Annotated in this window: 15 protein-coding genes and 4 pseudogenes; 11 read left to right on the plus strand and 8 right to left on the minus strand. The window is 57.2% G+C overall.

All coding sequences use genetic code 11. The annotated features are described in order from the left end of the window. Positions 1-444: 444 nt before the first annotated feature. On the plus strand, positions 445-2,205 hold the full coding sequence (locus ABF824_RS11660; protein ID WP_415489195.1) for a recombinase family protein: 1,761 nt from the start codon (positions 445-447) through the stop codon (positions 2,203-2,205). Positions 2,206-2,293: 88 nt separating this feature from the next. On the opposite strand, the pseudogene ABF824_RS11665 reads toward ABF824_RS11660, so the two are convergent. Beyond that, positions 2,294-2,892: pseudogene (locus tag ABF824_RS11665) on the minus strand (OB-fold nucleic acid binding domain-containing protein); the annotation flags it as partial. On the opposite strand from ABF824_RS11665, the pseudogene ABF824_RS11670 reads away from it, so the two are divergent. After that, positions 2,889-3,131, plus strand: a pseudogene (locus ABF824_RS11670) (SOS response-associated peptidase); the annotation flags it as partial. The pseudogenes ABF824_RS11665 and ABF824_RS11670 sit on opposite strands and share 4 nt — an antisense overlap. A gap of 138 nt (positions 3,132-3,269) precedes the next feature. Here ABF824_RS11670 and ABF824_RS11675 read toward each other — a convergent pair. Beyond that, a pseudogene (locus tag ABF824_RS11675) lies at positions 3,270-4,453 on the minus strand (MFS transporter). Positions 4,454-4,558: 105 nt separating this feature from the next. On the opposite strand from ABF824_RS11675, the gene ABF824_RS11680 reads away from it, so the two are divergent. The 6 genes from ABF824_RS11680 to ABF824_RS11705 all read left to right on the plus strand — a co-directional run bounded on the left by ABF824_RS11680 (position 4,559) and on the right by ABF824_RS11705 (position 8,956). Further along, a complete protein-coding gene (locus tag ABF824_RS11680; RefSeq protein WP_415489197.1) occupies positions 4,559-5,197 on the plus strand; it encodes a TetR/AcrR family transcriptional regulator in 639 nt (212 codons plus the stop codon). Between the two features lie 157 nt (positions 5,198-5,354). Then, positions 5,355-6,116 (plus strand): SDR family NAD(P)-dependent oxidoreductase, encoded by a 762-nt coding sequence (locus ABF824_RS11685; protein ID WP_415489199.1) that lies wholly within the window; start codon positions 5,355-5,357, stop codon positions 6,114-6,116. Positions 6,117-6,147: 31 nt separating this feature from the next. After that, complete coding sequence (locus ABF824_RS11690; protein ID WP_415489201.1) at positions 6,148-6,600, plus strand: SRPBCC family protein; 453 nt, start codon at positions 6,148-6,150, stop codon at positions 6,598-6,600. Beyond that, complete coding sequence (gene bdcA, locus ABF824_RS11695) at positions 6,597-7,310, plus strand: SDR family oxidoreductase (RefSeq protein WP_415489203.1); 714 nt, start codon at positions 6,597-6,599, stop codon at positions 7,308-7,310. Before ABF824_RS11690 ends, bdcA begins: the two co-directional genes overlap by 4 nt. A gap of 48 nt (positions 7,311-7,358) precedes the next feature. Further along, the gene (locus tag ABF824_RS11700) at positions 7,359-8,249 is read left to right on the plus strand and encodes an aldo/keto reductase (protein ID WP_415489205.1); all 891 of its coding nucleotides are present in this window, start codon (positions 7,359-7,361) and stop codon (positions 8,247-8,249) included. Positions 8,250-8,308: 59 nt separating this feature from the next. Then, positions 8,309-8,956 carry a glutathione S-transferase gene (locus ABF824_RS11705; RefSeq protein WP_415489207.1) on the plus strand — a complete coding sequence of 216 codons (648 nt, stop codon included), beginning with the start codon at positions 8,309-8,311 and terminating at the stop codon, positions 8,954-8,956. Between the two features lie 122 nt (positions 8,957-9,078). Here the strand turns inward: ABF824_RS11705 and ABF824_RS11710 are convergent, their stop codons facing one another. Both ABF824_RS11710 and ABF824_RS11715 read right to left on the minus strand, forming a co-directional pair. Continuing rightward, positions 9,079-10,449, minus strand: a complete 1,371-nt coding sequence (locus ABF824_RS11710) for an NAD-dependent succinate-semialdehyde dehydrogenase (protein WP_415489209.1) — start codon at positions 10,447-10,449, stop codon at positions 9,079-9,081. Between the two features lie 16 nt (positions 10,450-10,465). After that, positions 10,466-11,590: an alkene reductase gene (locus ABF824_RS11715; protein WP_415489211.1), complete on the minus strand. Its 1,125-nt coding sequence runs from the start codon at positions 11,588-11,590 to the stop codon at positions 10,466-10,468. 119 nt (positions 11,591-11,709) lie between these two features. Here ABF824_RS11715 and ABF824_RS11720 point away from each other — a divergent pair, with 119 nt between their 5' ends. Then, positions 11,710-12,072 (plus strand): winged helix-turn-helix transcriptional regulator, encoded by a 363-nt coding sequence (locus ABF824_RS11720; protein WP_415489213.1) that lies wholly within the window; start codon positions 11,710-11,712, stop codon positions 12,070-12,072. Positions 12,073-12,270: 198 nt separating this feature from the next. Here the strand turns inward: ABF824_RS11720 and ABF824_RS11725 are convergent. Both ABF824_RS11725 and ABF824_RS11730 read right to left on the minus strand, forming a co-directional pair. Continuing rightward, a pseudogene (locus ABF824_RS11725) lies at positions 12,271-12,621 on the minus strand (alpha/beta fold hydrolase); the annotation flags it as partial. 346 nt (positions 12,622-12,967) lie between these two features. After that, positions 12,968-13,729: an SDR family NAD(P)-dependent oxidoreductase gene (locus ABF824_RS11730; protein WP_415489215.1), complete on the minus strand. Its 762-nt coding sequence runs from the start codon at positions 13,727-13,729 to the stop codon at positions 12,968-12,970. Positions 13,730-13,830: 101 nt separating this feature from the next. Between ABF824_RS11730 and ABF824_RS11735 the strand changes: the two genes are divergently transcribed. After that, positions 13,831-14,733, plus strand: a complete 903-nt coding sequence (locus ABF824_RS11735) for a LysR family transcriptional regulator (RefSeq protein WP_415489217.1) — start codon at positions 13,831-13,833, stop codon at positions 14,731-14,733. A 6-nt stretch (positions 14,734-14,739) separates the two neighbouring features. Here ABF824_RS11735 and ABF824_RS11740 read toward each other — a convergent pair whose 3' ends face one another. Then, positions 14,740-15,681, minus strand: a complete 942-nt coding sequence (locus tag ABF824_RS11740; protein WP_415489219.1) for an AEC family transporter — start codon at positions 15,679-15,681, stop codon at positions 14,740-14,742. A gap of 99 nt (positions 15,682-15,780) precedes the next feature. Here ABF824_RS11740 and ABF824_RS11745 point away from each other — a divergent pair, with 99 nt between their 5' ends. Further along, entirely contained in the window at positions 15,781-16,668 is an 888-nt protein-coding gene (locus ABF824_RS11745; protein ID WP_415489221.1) for a LysR family transcriptional regulator, read from the plus strand. A 58-nt stretch (positions 16,669-16,726) separates the two neighbouring features. Here the strand turns inward: ABF824_RS11745 and ABF824_RS11750 are convergent, their stop codons facing one another. Next, the gene (locus ABF824_RS11750) at positions 16,727-17,059 is read right to left on the minus strand and encodes a LysE family translocator (protein ID WP_415489223.1); all 333 of its coding nucleotides are present in this window, start codon (positions 17,057-17,059) and stop codon (positions 16,727-16,729) included. Between the last annotated feature and the right edge of the window lie 212 nt (positions 17,060-17,271).

Consider the following 17,271-nt stretch of genomic DNA (forward strand, 5'->3'; position numbering starts at 1 on the left):
TTAAAAAGATGCTTAAAAAATAAAGAGAAATTCAAATTTCCTCTGAAATCGGAAGATTCACATAAAACAAGCGTTTTTTTCCTGATATGAGGGAATTTTATAGTGTTTCAAGCGTCTCTTCCTAAGAAAACACGCGGAAAAATACTATGATATACTGCATCCCGGGGCGATCGGAGGGACTGGGATGACGACGAAGATAGTAAATATACAAGCTTCAAATGACAACGACTCTGAGCGCGCTGAATTGGCTAGCCTGATTCCGGTGCTGGCGCGGGCTGTGGGTCGATCAGTCGCGAAGCAGCAGTTTGAGGTTTGGCTCAAAACAGCGACCGTAGCGGCTAATGACAACCCACCCAAAGAGCCACGAGAACAGAAAAGCTAGACAAAGCAAGTTTAGTGTTTCGTGCAAACCGTATTGTCAATGTGGTATAATCGAGAAAAAGAATGAAAACTAATAGCAACAATCTTCGGGTTGCGCTTTATGGTCGTTTTTCGATATCCCGCCAGAATGCGGCGTCATCAAATGACCAGCTCCTTGAGGGCGAGAAATATGCCACGCGACAAGGCTGGACGGTGGTGGCACGTTTTAAGGACGATGCAATATCCGGGGCGTATGAGCATGGGCGAGCAGGTCTGCAAGAGTTAAAACAGAAAGCCATGCGGGGACAATTTGATGTTGTGGTTGTCGAATCTGTTGACCGGCTTGGTCGAAACGTTGCTGAAGTCACTGCCTTGCATCGGCGGCTGAAATTTCATGGGATAGAGGTGCATACATATACCGCTGGAAAACAGTCAGATCTTGCGATCGCGATCATGAGTAGTGTCGCGGAAGCGCAGCTGGAAGAAATTGCTCACAAAACACGCCGCGGAGCCAGAGCCAATATCCTGAAGAAGCGGAGTGCAGGCGGTCGAGCGTATGGGTATGTGTCTGATCCAAAACTTACTGCTGACGGAAAGCTCGACAAAGGGCATCAGAAGATATGTCTCGATGAAGCGGAAATTGTGCGTAGGATTTTCGATGAGTATGCCACTGGGAACAGTCCAATCGAAATAGCCAGGAAGTTGAATCTGGAAGGTATTCCGGGCCCGCATCGTGCTCATAAAAAAGGGGAGCCTCAAGTTCCTGGATGCTCGCAGTGGCAAGTAAGTACGATTTTGGGTCATGCATCGCGTGGCACAGGAATACTTCATAACGAGCTGTATCGCGGATGGAGGGTGTGGAACCGGCGCATGTATTTGAAGAATCCAGACACTGGTAAGCGTGTATCGCGTCAGAATCCTGAAGAAGACATTGAACGCATCGAGGATCAGGATTTGCGCATCGTCACCGAGGAGCAGTGGAATGCGGTTCGACAGCGGGAGGCACTGATCCGGGCGAACATGAAGAAACGTGCAAGTGGTCAGGAACATAATTTTCGCGACGCGCGGCGGCCCACGTCATTTTTAAGCGGAATCATTAAATGCGCTGCATGTGGAGGCAATGTCGGACTTGTTCTGCGCGATCGCTGGGGATGTCTGGGGCACCACCGAGGCACAAACTGTAAGAACAATCGCACGAAAAGACGTGATGTCGTGGAGCAACGTATCCTATCGGGGCTAATCGACCGGCTTGTGACAGGCGAATCAATGGAAATTGCTTTGCAGGCGTACAATGCAGAATGTCAGGCGCTCTATGCGCAATGGCTACGACAATCCGATGCTGGCCGTGAAAAACTGACGTCGATTGATTCACAGATCAATAATATAATGAAAGCTATTGAATTTGCGCCGGACGTTTCTGCGCTTGCCAACCGACTCACCGAGCTTTCGAAAGAGCGGAAGGCGTTAGCCGAGGCGATAAAGCCCATGCCTGCATCACTGTCCAACTTACAGCATGACTTTTCGACGCTCTTTCAAGAGCGAGTGAAAAGTCTGGGTACTGTTATAGGGGATCCGGATCATGGGCGTGAGGCCTCGGATAAGCTACGCAGCCTGATTCAGGCTGTGGAATTCCGACCCGGACAAGCGCGCGGAGAAGTTGGTTTGACGTTGGTGGGGGATATGGCTGGTATTCTGGCGCTGGCAGCAGGTAATGATAATCTTGAAGTTATGACCGAAGCGGTTGTATGTCCCCGCAACCATGAATACGTGTCTGAAAAGACAAGAAAAAGCCACCCACACGGGTGGCTTTTTTTGTGTCCGAAGCACTGCGCAGGATGCGTATAGGATGCAAATGGGAGTGAAAGCGCAGCGTAGGTTGAGCTTAAAACAGGCCATATCACGATAGCGTGAGCTTTATCGGCGGTCTTATTGATCAGTGGAAATTACGCGATGTGACGACGATACGCTCACCGGCGGAATCGCTGTCATGAGTGGTCTCCGTAGAGGAGCGATTACCGACGTCTGCGAGCAACCTGGAAAGGTCAGTGATCTCCTTCGCCACTAGATGCACGACGTCGCCTTCCTTCTGGAGCATGCCTGCCACCGCCAGCATCTGGCCGCCAAGCACCACGCGCCAATTTGCGTCGAACATATCGGGCCAGATGATGACGTTCATGTTGGCCGTCTCATCTTCCAGCGTCATGAATACCACGCTTTCGGCGGAGCCCGGTCGCTGCCGGACCAGCACCAGCCCGGCGACAGTCAAGCGCTTTCCGTCTTTTGCCGCCAGCGCCTGCCGACAGGAGATGATACCCCTTGTCTGAAGATCCTCGCGTAGGAAGGTCAGCGGATGATCCCGCTGGGTCAGGCCAAGCTGATTGTATCCCGCACCACCCCTGCCCCGTCGCGCATGGGCTGCAGCAGCACATCTGGCTTCTTCGCTTCCCGTGTCGCCTGCGCTGCCGCAAACAACGGCAGCGGTTCGTCCCGTAGCGCCTTGATCGCCCACAGCGCCTCCCGGCGTCCCAGCCCGCAGCGACGGAGAACCGCTCGCTTTCTTTCGGGATCTGGTGCCGATGCACCTCAGTGCGGAAACTGGCGGGCGGCGAGACGATGGATGACCTGTTCGGGTTCCTGACCACAGAGGCCAACCGGGAAGTGGGCGCGATCCATCCGAAAGCTATGCCTGTGATCCTGAGGCAGCCGGGTGAGCTGGACGTATGGATGAACGCCCGGTCGCAGAAGCTCTGCGCCTTCAGCGGCCTATCCCTATGGTCTTCAAGGCGGACATTTTTGGGAGATCCAATTCAAGATCAGAAAAGGTCCGGCCAACCAGTCGGGTGATGCGTAAAAATCCTCTGACACAAACCTTCATTACCAAAACCACAGGGTAATTCCACGTGAAATTCTTAACTCCCGCTCTCATGCCCGAGCCGGTGGCCGGGCGGAAATCCGTGAGACCGGGCTCGCCATGCGATCAGGAATCCGATGGCGACGAGCGCCATCACCGCCCAGGGGAATGAGGCCGCCCCCCATGTGTCGAGCAGCGCGCCGCCCAGAAGGCCCCCGCCGGCGATGGCACTGTTCCAGGCAACGACATTCATCGACAACGCAACGTCCACACCATCGTTAGCCGCATCGGCGAGGGCCGTCTGGAGCAACGTCGCAGCGCCTCCGAATGTCAGTCCCCATACGCTGACCCGATGGCAAAAGCCGCTGCCACGGCTGCAAATATGGCCAGACTGAGCAGGACGGACAGGCGCAGGGCGTGATCGACCGTGCGGCTAGTCAGCTAGATGCCGGCAAGCGCGGCGATCCCGAACAGCAGCAGTATCCGATCTGCCTGTCCTGCCAGCCCGGCCGGCGTCACGAACGGCACGATGTAGGTGTAGAGAACATTGTGCGCGAGCATCCACGTCATCACGACACCCATAACAGACCGCACGCCCGGCGTGTACAGAACATGCCGGAACAGCAGACGCTCGTGATGCGCGGCACCCGGAAAATCAGGAACCTTCGCCAGAACCCATGCGATCAGCAGCACGGTCAGGCCGGACATGATCCAGAAAGCCAGCCGCCAACCGACGGCAGCGCCCAGCCATGTCCCGGCGGGAACCCCCAGCGAAAGCGCGATCGGCGTACCGACCATGGCAATCGCCAGGGCACGCCCCTGCTGGGCGCGCGTCACCATCCGGCGCGCATAGCCGGCCAGCAACGCCCAGGCGAGACCCGCCGCCGCACCCGCTCCGTACCGGGCGATGAGGGTCGCGCCGTAATGCGTTGAAAACGCTGTGATGGAATTGAACACCACGAAACCGATGATCGCCAGCAGCAGGACCGTCCTGCGCCGCCATCGCTGCGTGGCAAGCGTCAGCGGGATCGCAGCACTCAGTGACCCTATGGCATAGGCCGTCACCATCTGCCCGGCGAGAGCCGGAGAAATATGCAGACCCGCACCGATCTCAGGCAACAGACCGGCAGGCAGGGTTTCAGTCATGATGCAGATGAAACCGGTCATGGCCAGCGCGAGCAGGCCGGCGACCGGGAGACGCTCATCGGTTTTGTTCTTGGACACTGTGATGATCGGGGTCATAGACTGCTCATATATGGATCGGTCGATACACATATAAGGGAACAGCAGCCTTGGCAATTACTTCTGGATCACTTAATATGGAAGTCTTTCAGAAGGAACGAGGTCATGGCGCGAACCGGACGTCCCCGTGAGTTTGACCGCGACAAGGCGATTGACGCCGCCACGGCGCTCTTCTGGGCGCAGGGCTATGAGCCGACCTCCCTTACCCAGCTCAAGGCCAGCATGGGCGATATCTCGCCTGCGAGTTTCTATGCCGCGTTCGGCTCGAAAGAAGCCCTGTTCCGCGAAGTCGTGCAGCATTATCTGGCGACCTACGGGCAGGTCATGGCCCCCTTATGGGACGAGAGCCTGTCACCGCGTGAGGCCATCGAAAAAGCATTGCGCGGCTCGGCGCGCATGCAGTCTGCTCGCGCGCACCCGGCCGGATGTCTGGTCGTGTCCGGCGCCAGCAACTGCTCACCCGACAACGAACCCATACAGGCTCTCCTCGCGACAGAACGACAGCGCACGCGTGCAGGCATCAGAGCCTGCGTGGAGCGCGCCATCACCCAAGGTGAATTAAAAGCATCTTCGGCGACCGATGTTCTGCCTGATATTCTCACGACTTTTTTCCACGGCATGACATGTGAGGCTAGAGACGGGATGAAGGCAAAAAATCTGGATGCAGCCATCACGTCTCTCCTGACATTGTGGGATATCAATGCGGTGAAGCCGGAAAAAGAAAAGCGGCCCCAAAAACGCTGACAGGCTGACCGAAGCAAGGCCAGACCACCTCATTACAAAAATTCCGTATCGATTGATCCATAAATTATTGATCTCGTCCTACGTTCTTATTATGGATTGATCGATATAGAATTATTTTTTCGGAAAATAACGCCATCAGGCCGAAAGGAATCCGATCATGAGCACATCAAAAATCGCCCTCATCACGGGCGTCAATCGCGGCATTGGCTACAGCATCGCGAAACATCTGACGGCCTCCGGCATCAGCGTGATCGGCACCTATCACGCCAATGAAGGCGAAGCGAAAGCAGCCGAAACCACCCTCAGCAACGAGAACGCGAAGCTACGCATGCTGCAACTGGACATTGCGGATCATGCGTCGTTCACGAATTTTCCAGAGCAGATCACAACTCTTCTCGCAAACGATTTCGGCCAGCAGGGCCTGAATTACGTTGTCCAGAACGCGGGAAACATCATCCACACGCGCTTCGATGCCGCAAGGTCCGAACAGCTCGACAATCAGTATAATATCCACTTCAAGGGCCCCTATCTGCTGACAGTGGCGCTCCTTCCGCTGATCCGCGATGGCGGTCGCATTCTCAACATCACCTCTGCCGCGACACGCTTCTATCTGCCGGATCATGGTCCCTACGCGGCCATGAAAGCGGCGACCGAGGTCATCTCGCTCTATATGGCTAAGGAACTGGGCGAGCGGGGCATTACGGTCAATGCTGTCGCTCCCGGCGCAGTCGCCTCTGATTTTGGCGGCGGCCTGGTCCGTGACGATGCCACGATCAACAGGAGCCTCGCAGAAATCACGCCGTTAGGGCGGGTCGGACAACCCGACGACATCGGGGCAGCAGTGCGCGGCCTTCTGTCTGACGACATGCACTGGGTGAACGGTCAGCGCATCGAAGTCACGGGCGGCCAGTCGCTATGACAGCCAGACAGTCACAACCCGGAGAGCTTCCATGATCCACGTTATGGCCAGCAGCGTCATCAATGCCCCCGTTTCTTCCGTCTGGAAGCTTCTCCGTGATTTCGGCACCCTTGGTCGCTGGTTGCCGGGGGTGAAAAGCTGCGTGATCGAAGGCGATGATCCCGGTGATCGTGTCGGCGCGATCCGTTGTGTTGAAATGGGCGATGTCGGTGTCATCCGTGAACAGCTTCTGGCGCTGTCCGACGTGGACCATGCGGTAACGTTCTCGATCATTGAATCTGCTCTGCCGATCCGGAACTATCGTTCGACAATCAACCTTCTTCCCATCACCGCGAGCAACGGCACGTTTATTCAATGGCGCGGACAATTCGAGGCATCTGCCGATCATGCCGCCAGTATGGAGGCCCGAATGCCGACACAGATCTATCAACTCGCCTTCGACAAACTTTCTGAAATACTGGCATCAGAGGCAACACCATCATGAGCAGCTTGGATAGCAAATCCGTTCTCGTGCTTGGCGGCAGTCGCGGGATTGGAGCCGCCATTGTGCGTCGTTTCGCAGCAGATGGCGCGAAAGTCATTTTTACATATCTGTCCTCCCCTGACGACGCCCAAGCCTTGGCCGTCGAGACCGGCAGCAAGGCCATACGCGCCGATAGTGGCGACCGGGACGCTCTCATCGCACTGATCGGTTCACTCGGTCCTCTGGACGTACTAGTCGTCAATTCCGGAATTCTTGGTGCGGGTAACCCACTGGACATGCCGCCGGACGACATTGATCGACTTTTCCGCATTAATATCCACGCGCCCTATCACGCGGCAGTTGCCGCCGCGCGGAGCATGCCCAACGGGGGCCGTATCATCTTCATCGGCTCAGCCAATGCCGACCGTATGCCGATGACCGGACTTGCCGCCTACAGCGCCAGCAAATCGGCACTGAAAGGAATGACCAAGGGACTGGCGCGTGATTTCGGCGCACGCGGCATCACCGTCAATGTCGTCCAGCCCGGTCCCACCGATACCGACATGAACCCTGCCGATGGTCCGTTAAAGGACGTCATGCATGACTTCATGGCGATCAAACGCCATGCCACGAGCGCGGAAATCGCGGGGCTGGTGGCGTATCTTGCCGGACCGGAGGCTGGCATCATCACCGGTGCTGCATACACTATCGATGGCGGCTTCTCAGCATGACAAAGTGATTCATTCCAAACCATCCGCTGGAAAAAAGGAACGAAAGCCATGATCCATTCATCCAAAAACGCCACGAAATCCGGCACTTTCACGATCGGCGGTGATCTCACCATTCATCGGCTCGGTTTTGGAGCAATGCGCATCACGGGCAAAGGGATATGGGGCCCGCCTGTCGATCATGACGAAGTCATCCGTACGTTGAGACGCCTTCCCGAGCTTGGCGTCAACTTCATTGACACGGCGGACGCCTACGGGCCGGATATCTCGGAATGGCTGATCAAGGAGGCGCTGTATCCTTATCCCAAGGGTCTCATGATCGCCACGAAGGCTGGTCTGACCCGTTCGGGACCGGATATCTGGAAGCCCGTCGGACGGCCGGAATATCTGCTTCAGCAGGTGCACAAGAGCCTGCGCAATCTCGGCGTCGAGCAGCTTGATCTGTGGCAATTGCACCGGATCGATCCCAGAGTCCCGGCGGACGAGCAGTTCGACGCAGTCAGGTCCTTTATCGATCAGAAACTGATCCGGCATGCGGGACTGAGCGAAGTCTCCGTCGAAAATATCAAGGCCGCCTCAAAATTCTTTGACGTCGCGACTGTCCAGAACCGCTACAATCTCGTCGATCGTACCAGCGAGGACGTGCTCGACTACTGCACGGCGCAGAATATCGGGTTTATTCCCTGGTTCCCACTCGCCTCCGGCGACCTCGCAAAGCCGGGCTCAATTCTGGACGCTATGGCTGGGAAATATGGCGCTCATCCCAGCCAGATTGCGCTGGCATGGGTTCTGAAACGCAGTCCGGTGATGCTGCCGATCCCCGGAACCTCGAAAGTCGCACATCTGGAGCAGAATGTCGCTGCTACCGACATCAGCCTTTCCGATGAGGACTTTGCTGCATTGGATGCAGAAGGACGAAAGGCGTTTCAGTCAGCGCCGTAGGGAAGTACTGCCGGACAACGCCTGACATTTTCGTCTTCAATTTGAACGAGGCTGCTCCAATGAAAATTTACGACTGGCCCACAGGACCTTATCCAGCCCGTGTTCGGATTGCGCTGGCAGAAAAGAATCTCCAGTCCGAAGTCGAATTCGTGCCGATCAACTTGTGGAAGGGCGAACACAAGACGCCTGCTTTTCTCGCCAAAAATTATTCCGGAACGTTGCCTGTTCTCGAACTGGACAATGGAATTTGCCTCGCCGAATGTACGGCAATCACGGTCTATCTTGATGCGTTCGTCGGAGAACCCACACTGACCGGTCGAACGCCGCTTGAGAAAGGCGTGATCCAGATGATGACAAAACGCGCCGAGATCGAGATGATGGATGCCATCAGCGTCTATTTTCATCATGCCACACCCGGTCTCGGTCCCGATGTGGAACACTATCAGAACCGGGAGTGGGGTCTCCTCCAGCGTGATAAGGCTCTGCGCGGGATGCATTACTTCGATACGGTGCTGAGGAAACAGTCCTACATAGCTGGTGAGACTTTCTCAATGGCGGATATTGCAGTCATCGGCGGCTTTATATTTGCAGCCGCCGTAAAATTGCCGATCCCACAGGAGTGCACGGCACTTTTAGCGTGGTTCGCGAGGATGCAGGAGCGTCCGAGTGTTCGGGAACAACTGGCGATTGTTCCATCGAAGCACTGAAGCGCAAAACAATCGCGAACAGCCGAACCACGTTCGTCCTTACGTCTGAATTTGTCTTTGTAAGCAGGACAGTTTTGTCCCGGACAGAAGTTTATCCGGGACATGAAACAGGGTTTTCCCGCTCAGGCGACGCGGATCAGCTTACGATTGATGAACTCCTCAATGCCGAGGAAGGATAGTTCACGGCCGAAACCTGAATTCTTGATCCCGCCAAAGGGCAGTTCTGGGGCTGCGGCCGTCGCGGTGTTGATGAACATCATACCGGTTTCGACTTGTTCCGCCACCTTTTCCGCCCGGCCAAGGTCACGCGAGAACACAGAACCGCCGAGGCCATACGGTGAATCATTGGCCAGTTCGATGGCTTCATACTCTGATGCGACCTTGTGCACGACGGCAACGGGGCCGAAAATCTCCTGATAGAAGACCGGGTTGTCCTTTGACACATGGGTCAGGATGGTCGGCTCCATGAAGAAGCCTTTACGCTCCATCCGCTTGCCGCCAGCCACCAGAGTTGCCCCTGCCTTAACGGCTTCGTCAGTCTGCGCAAGTGCGGTATCCAGCGCCTTTTTGCTGCTCATCGGACCATGGGTGGTGCCCTCGCTCAGAGGATCGCCAATGCGGAACTGCGTGATCGCCTTTTTCAGACCGGCGAGAAAGGCATCATAGACCTTCTCATGCACGATCATCCGCTTGGCCGCCGTGCAGACCTGTCCGTTATTGGCGAAGCGGCCCCATGTCGCCCATTTGACAGCCAGTTCAAGGTCCGCGTCATCCAGCACGATGAAGGCGTCGCTGCCGCCCAGTTCCATCGTGTCCTTCTTCAGCGCCGCCCCCGCTTCGGCCGCGACCGTCTGGCCCGCGCGTTCGCTGCCGGTCAGGGCGACGCCACGGATGCGAAAATCCTTGATGAGTTCAGCGGACTGATCGTTGTCGAGGAAGATGTTGGTATAGACGCCCACAGGCGCGCCCGCGTCATGGAACAGCTTTTCAAAGGCCAGCGCGCATTGCGGCACGTTGGGCGCGTGCTTGGCGATGACCACGTTGCCCGCCATCAGGTTCGGCCCCGCCACGCGGGCCAACTGATAGTAGGGGAAGTTCCACGGCTCGATGCAGTAGATCAGGCCCAGAGGCTGGTTGATGATCTTCGCATGGCCTTCCTTGACCTTCAGATGCGTGGGGGCAAGGAATTTCTCCGCACCATCGGCGTAGAAGGACAGGATATCGGCGGTGATGTCGATTTCCTCCAACGCATCAGGCAGCGCCTTGCCCATTTCGGTTGCGATCAGGCGCGCATGGGCCACACGGTCGCGGCGCAGCAGATCGGCGGCCTTTGACATGATGACCTTACGGGCCGCGATGTCACGCTTTTTCCAGTCGGTCTTCCACACATGGTCCGCGCGATCGACAATCGTCTTCATCTGCGCGGCGGTATGGAGTTCAAACGTGCGTTCCACGGTTTCCGTGGTCGGGTTGAGGGTCTGGTAAAAACTCATTGGTATATTTCCCTGTTTATTGATTATGGAAAGAGTAATCGGTGTAGCCATGCGCGCCGCCGCCATACATCGTCGCCGGGTCCAGCGGATTGAGCGGCCAGCCCTGTTCCAGCCGCGCGGGCAGGTCCGGATTGGCGATGAATTTCCGGCCAAAGCCGATCATGTCCGCCCATCCATGCACCAGCACATGCTGCGCCTTGTGCAGGTCGTAGCGGCCCGCGCACAGGATGCAGCCGCCGAAGATGTCGCGCACGCTGGCGCGGAAGGCGTCCGGCATTTCGGGCGCATTGTCCCAATCAGCCTCGGCAAGCGAGACATAGGCGATGCCTGCCTCCGCCAGCACGCGTACGGCCTGCGTGTAAGTTTCCACCGGATTGTCTTCCAGCAGGCCGAGATAGACACGCTCTTCCGTGGTCGTGCCGAACAGCGGGGAAAACCGAACGCCCAGCCTGTCTGGCGTGACCACGGCGGAGACGGCTTCGACCACCTCGCGCAGGAAGCGCAGGCGGTTGGACAGGCTGCCGCCATAAGCATCGGTACGGAAATTGGCGCGTTCGGATAGGAATTGGTTGATCAGGTAACCATTGGCGGCGTGGATCTCCACGCCATCGAACCCGGCGGACAGCGCGTTACGCGCCGCCTGTGCATACATCTCCACCAGTTCATGGATTTCTGAAATGGATAGCGCGCGTGGCGTGTCAGGAGGCACCAGCTTTCCCGTGCCCGGTCCCGTGGGGATGAACACGTTCACGCCTGTTGCAGCGACCGCAGACGGGGCGATCGGAGCTTCATGGCTGGGTTGCAGGGCGCAGTGAGAGACCCGGCCGACGTGCCATAACTGGGCAAAGATGGGCCGCCCCTTTGCGTGCACCGCATCGGTTACAAGTTTCCAGCCCGCGACCTGCTCAGGTGAGTAGATACCCGGTGTCCAGGCATAGCCCTGCCCGCGAGGTTCGATCTGCGTGCCTTCGGTAATCAGGACCCCTGCCTGCGTGCGCTGCGCGTAATACTTGGCCATCAGCGCGTTGGCGATGTCCCCGGGCTGCGTGCTGCGGCAGCGTGTCAGCGGGGGCAGGAAGATCCGGTTTTCAAGGGACAGGTCGCCTAATCGCACAGGATCGAATAAAGAAGACGAAGACATGATCAACCTTGTTCACAAATGCAGGACATCCATCCGTCCGGCCCGCATGTAAACATTGACCCACCCTCTGGTGTGCGCAAGAACGCACATAAACCGCCACTAGTGTCAGGAATGATACCATGCCGCGCATTCGTCACACCACACTGGCCTGTAGCCCCGGTTGCACGGTGGAAGCCACGCTGGAACTATTTGGCGGCAAGTGGAAAGCACTGATCCTGTATCATCTGTTCGAGGATGGAGTGCTGCGGTTCGGTGAACTGCGCCGCCGCCTGCCCAACGTCACGCAGCGGATGCTGACCAACCAGCTGCGCGAACTGGAGGCGGACGGGCTGGTGTCACGCACCGTTTTTCCTGAGGTGCCCCCGCATGTGGAATATGCCCTGACCGAGTTGGGAAAGACGCTGAAGCCGGTCATTCAGGCCCTCAAGGCATGGGGAGATCGATATGCCCATTCGATTCAGCGGAACAAAACTGGTGAGTGAGATTGACCGAGAATGGGTGTAGAAACTACTGAGACTGCTTACTTCACTTTCCGCGCAATGGAATAATCCATCATCAGATAGCCCGAGATTCCGGGAGGTAGGATATTTGATGATTATCTGTCGCGGAGATATTGATCACCTCCCGGACGTGAGTAGGCAGAGGCTGGACATTGCCCGGTTCACTCGGTCGCGACCCGGCTGGCTGCCGCCCATAACCGATACCGATTCAATCAGCACGATACCGGCAATATCCCCGGAAGTGGCATGGGCCGCGCCATTGACGGCTGCAATGGCACCCTGGCTTGTACCGATCAGAAAAACAGAACCTGAGTCCTGTCTGTGCACGAAAGCGATGATATCCTCGGCAAGATGGGCATAATGCGCGGAACTACGGTGCCCTCGTAGATTGAGGTGGCCAACTGTATCCGGAATGAGAACCGCAAATCTCTGCCTGTTCCACGCTCTACGCGTTCGCACGACGAAGTTGTCGCCATGACGGATGCGCCCCTCCTGACCGAGGCCGATGTCACCAGTTCCACCCGGGAACATGAGGATCGTTGCCCGTGGCCGGTCCGGGGAACTGAAAATGGCCCGGACAGACCCGCCCGCACGAAGAGGTATATTCATGACACGTTCAGTGATGCCCGGATCTGGAATGTTGCCAGTCATCCCCGGTGCGGTGCGATCACCGGCAAATCCCACGCATGGCAGGAGAATGCAGGCGGCCAGCACGATTATCGTGCAGCACAGATATTTCAGCATGGGTCTATGCTGACTCGTTCTGATCATTTTATCCAATGCCCAGGCCCACTATTGCTCACGGCCCGAAGACTAAACAGGTCTCCGAGCCGCTTCATATATCATTGTGGCGTTCCGTTTGTGGAACGGCCAGTCTTCAGATGGCCTGACCGCCGGACACTTCGATCCGCTGCGCGTTCACCCAGCGATTGTCCTCGGACAGGAGGGAAGCGATCATTGGACCGATGTCGTCAGGAAGTCCGGGACGTCCAAGCGCAGTTACTTCTCCAATCTGGCGAGCAATATCCTGATTGTCCCGCACCATACCGCCCGAGAAATCCGTCTGGATCGCACCTGGCGCTACCGTGTTGACAGCGATGCGGCGCGGACCAAGTTCCTTGGCCATGTAGCGCGTCATGACTTCCACCGCCCCTTTCATGGAGGCATAGGCAATCCAGCCGGGATAGGAAAAGCGCGTCAGTCCGGATGAGATGTTTACGATCCGGCCGCCATCCGCGATCAGCGGCAGCAGCGTCTGTGTCAGGAAGAACGGACCCTTGACGTGAACACGATAGGCGGCGTCGAAATCTTCCTCCGTCACCTCGCCGAACAACGCATGATGAGACGTGCCAGCCATGTTGACCAGATAATTGAAGCGCTCCGCATCCCACTCGCGCAGCACGCTGCGGACTTCGTTGGCGAAGGCAGAAAAGGCGTGCGTATCGCCGGTGTCGAGTTGCAGGGCCATCGCGCGGGCGCCGCTACGCTGGACATTCTCAACCACCTCATCGGCAGCAGCTTTGTTAGCGTGATAGGTGAAGATTGATGAGACGCCACGTCGGGCGAGGGCTTCAACGGTTGCGCGGCCCAGTCCACGGCTTCCGCCGGTGACGATGGCAATGGTGTTTGTTGCAGGCATGGGTATCTCCATCTCGTGAGGGACCAATCTTGGTCACACCATCATCCGTTCGATAAGACCGCTCTTTCCGTCAGCATTGTTTTGCTCCATGGAATAATCCCATGGACAGGCTTGCCACACTCGACCTCTTCGTTCGCATTGTTGACCGCAGCAGCTTTAGCGCTGCGGCAGCCGATTGTGGCGTCTCCCGCCCGGTTGCGACCGCCGCGATCAAGGCGTTGGAACAAAGGCTCGGCACGCGACTGCTGCACCGTTCGACCCGTCATGTCCGACCGACCGAGGAAGGCGCCACCTATTATCGCCGGTGTGTGGCGATCCTGGCGGACCTCGAAGATGCCGATCGTGGTGCGAGTGGGGCTGTGGCCGGTCTGTTGCGTGCTGATGTGATCGGCCGTCTGGCGCGCATGATCCTGCTGCCAGCGCTGCCAGACTTCCTTGCGCGCCACCCGGCGCTGACCGTTCATCTTGGCGAGGGTGAGCGATTTGTCGATCTGGTGCGTGAAGGGGTGGACTGCGTGGTCCGGACCGGAAGTCTGCCGGACAGTGACATGATCGCCCGACCCCTCGGCGTTATGGAGGAGGTGACGGTTGCCAGCCCGGCCTATCTGGCGCGGTACGGAATGCCTGTCTCTCCCGACAACCTTGAAGGCCATCAGATGATCGGTTTCGTGTCCTCACGCACCGGCCAGCCCCTGCCGCTTGAATTTACACGCGGAGAGAAGGTGATCGAGGTCTCGCTTCCGGCACGCCTACTCGTTGGGGGCGTTGATACCTATGCCGAAGCGGCCCGGCTTGGCTTTGGCCTCGTGCAGGTTCCGCGCTATGGTTTTGACGATGACCTTGCAAATGGCACGCTGATCGAAGTGCTTCCTGCTTTTCCACCCATGCCAACGCCAGTGTCGGTCCTTTATCCGAGCAACAGGCAGCTTTCTCCGCGTGTGCGTGTGTTCGTGGACTGGCTGGTGGAAATTATTGGCCCGCGACTTCATCCACAATGCGCGTGAGCATCCCTACGCGGGCGCGAAGGCGAGATAGAGCGAGATCGTTGCAATCGAGAGTACCGTGGAGGCCAGAACGACCCGTCCGGTAAGGGCTGCCTCCCGATCATAGAATTCCGCCAGCATGAACGAGCCGGTTCCCGTCGGGAGTGCGGCAAGAAGCACGGCGATGTTTGTCATCGCTGGAGGCAGGTGGAGCACGGGCGCTGCGACGATCCACGTAACCAGAGGCTGGGCGATCAGCTTCAGGCCGACAAGAATGGCGGCAGTCGACGGACGTGCAGACGCGGCACCGGCGGAATTTCCGGCAAGAAAGAGACCGAGGGCGATCAGGGCGCAGGGGGATGCAGCCCCGCCGAGAAGCTTCAGGAAGGCATGAACGGGTCCCGGCAGATGCCCACCCGATACCATGACAAGGCCACCAAGCGTGGGTGCCACCAGCAACGGATTTTTCACCAGCGAGAAAAGCGTTTTACCGACAATATCGCGACGGCGTGCTTCGGTCTGCAATCCAGCCTCGATCAAAACGATCGCTATGACAAACAGCACACAGACCGTCACGATCGTGGCGATAAGCGTCGGCGCCATGCCGGTATCGCCGACAAGAGACAGGACAAGCGGGAAACCAACGAACCCCGTATTGGCGTAGCTCGCGTTCAGTCCGTCAATGGCCGCATCGGCAAGATGGTGGCCTGTTGATACCCGCCACCACAGCGTTCCGGCAAACACGATAAAACAGCCAAGCGTGAACGCCGCAATGAATCCCGGCTCCCACAGATCGGTCATTTTTGCATTCGCCACGATGTCGAACAGCACCGCAGGCAACGCAAGATAGACCACCAGCCGATTGACCTCGCGCGTGGCGTTGGGACCGAGCGCACCCGATTTGCGTGCGATCCATCCGGTAAGGATGAGGGCGAAGATAGGCAGGACGATCAGCAGATTGTTCAGCATCAGGGATCTCGGAAGGTCAGCAAAAGCGTGACGCTACCGAAGGCTATTGATATAATCCAATGCTCATAGGGTTCACGATTAATGCTGTCAGGGTATCAGATGGACACGCGGCATATGTGGTATTTCATGGCCCTGGCGGAGACGCTTCATTTCGGTCGGGCCGCCGAGCGCATGAACATGAGCCAGCCGCCGTTCAGTCGCCAGATCGCCATGATCGAGCAGTCTTTGGGCGTGAAGCTGTTTGAACGAAACTCGCGAAACGTGGCGCTGACCCCGGCCGGAAAACACTTCATGAAAGACTGCCGAAACGTGCTGGGGCAGTTTGAGGAGGCGTGCCGGGATGTCAGGCTGGTTGCCAGCGGCATGAAAGGCGAATTGCGGTTTGGATTCATGATGCACGCTGCCCACAGTGTTGTACCGCAACTCGTGCAGCTTTATGCGGAGGCGAGGCCGGATGTCCGCCTTGTGCTTGATGAACGCACGCCGACAGAGATCGATGAGATGCTGGTGGCTGGAACACTGGATGCCGCCGTAACATTTGACTGCGGATATGCGCCGCACCTACAGACCGTGCTGCTGGCCAGGGAGCGATTACACATCATCATGCGAAAGGACCATCCCCTTGTCACGGCCGACCAGATCGGTCCTGAGGAACTCAGCGGGGAGAAAATCATCGCAGCATCCGCCGCGACGGCGCCGGCTCTGCGATCTGCGATCAACAGCTATTTTTCTGCCAGGGGAATTGTCCCGCATGTCGTGCTTGAACCGCGGTTGCAGCACACAATTATCCAGCTTGTTGCAAAAGGGCTGGGCATAGCCCTTATCCCCGCATCGCTGTGTACCGAACTGGGGGCGGAGCTGATGTCACGGGCTTTGACAGACGCTCCCCAATTGGACGTTGTCCTTCGAGCGCCGATTACTACGAAAAACCCCGCAGTCTCGACGCTCATGGAAATCGGGAAATCGATACAGCGGGCTTCACTCTAATCCATGGAACCTATGCAGGGAGCCAGTTTCCAATATCTTCACTCTCCGTATTCCATTGTCATGAGTGAAGTAATTTTATGATGTCTTCCGATGCCAGGCCCAGACCAAGCATAATCATGATCGCTCCGGATATGTAGCCGGTCACGATGGACGCTCTGGGGCGGCTGCTTAATATTGTTCGTACGCCAAATCCGACCATCAGATAGATGGACACGCAGTTTATTGTATGAATGATCCCCAGGATTCCGATCTGTAAAAAGATCGGCCACGATGAACCCGGATTTGTAAACTGGGGCAGAAGGACGAGAAAAAACAGAAGAGCTTTGGGGTTTAAGCCGCTGATGGCGAACCCTTTGGCAATCCAGCGCCGTACGCTTGTTTCCCCGTTCATGTCCTTCTTGCGGCAGAGGAGGATGATGCAACAGGGAAATGCCCAGTTTTATGAGATAGGCCGCGCCTGCAAACGTCAGAATGGTGACCGCAAGCGGCATGCTGGCGACAAGCGCACCGATACCACCTGCGACTGTTCCGGTAATGGCGAGATATTCTATGACGTATCGTCAGTTAGCGTGGGGTATCATGAGGCTTGTACTCCTATTTGAT

The sequence above is a fragment of the Acetobacter sp. genome (assembly GCF_047721705.1).
Lineage (GTDB): Bacteria > Pseudomonadota > Alphaproteobacteria > Acetobacterales > Acetobacteraceae > Acetobacter.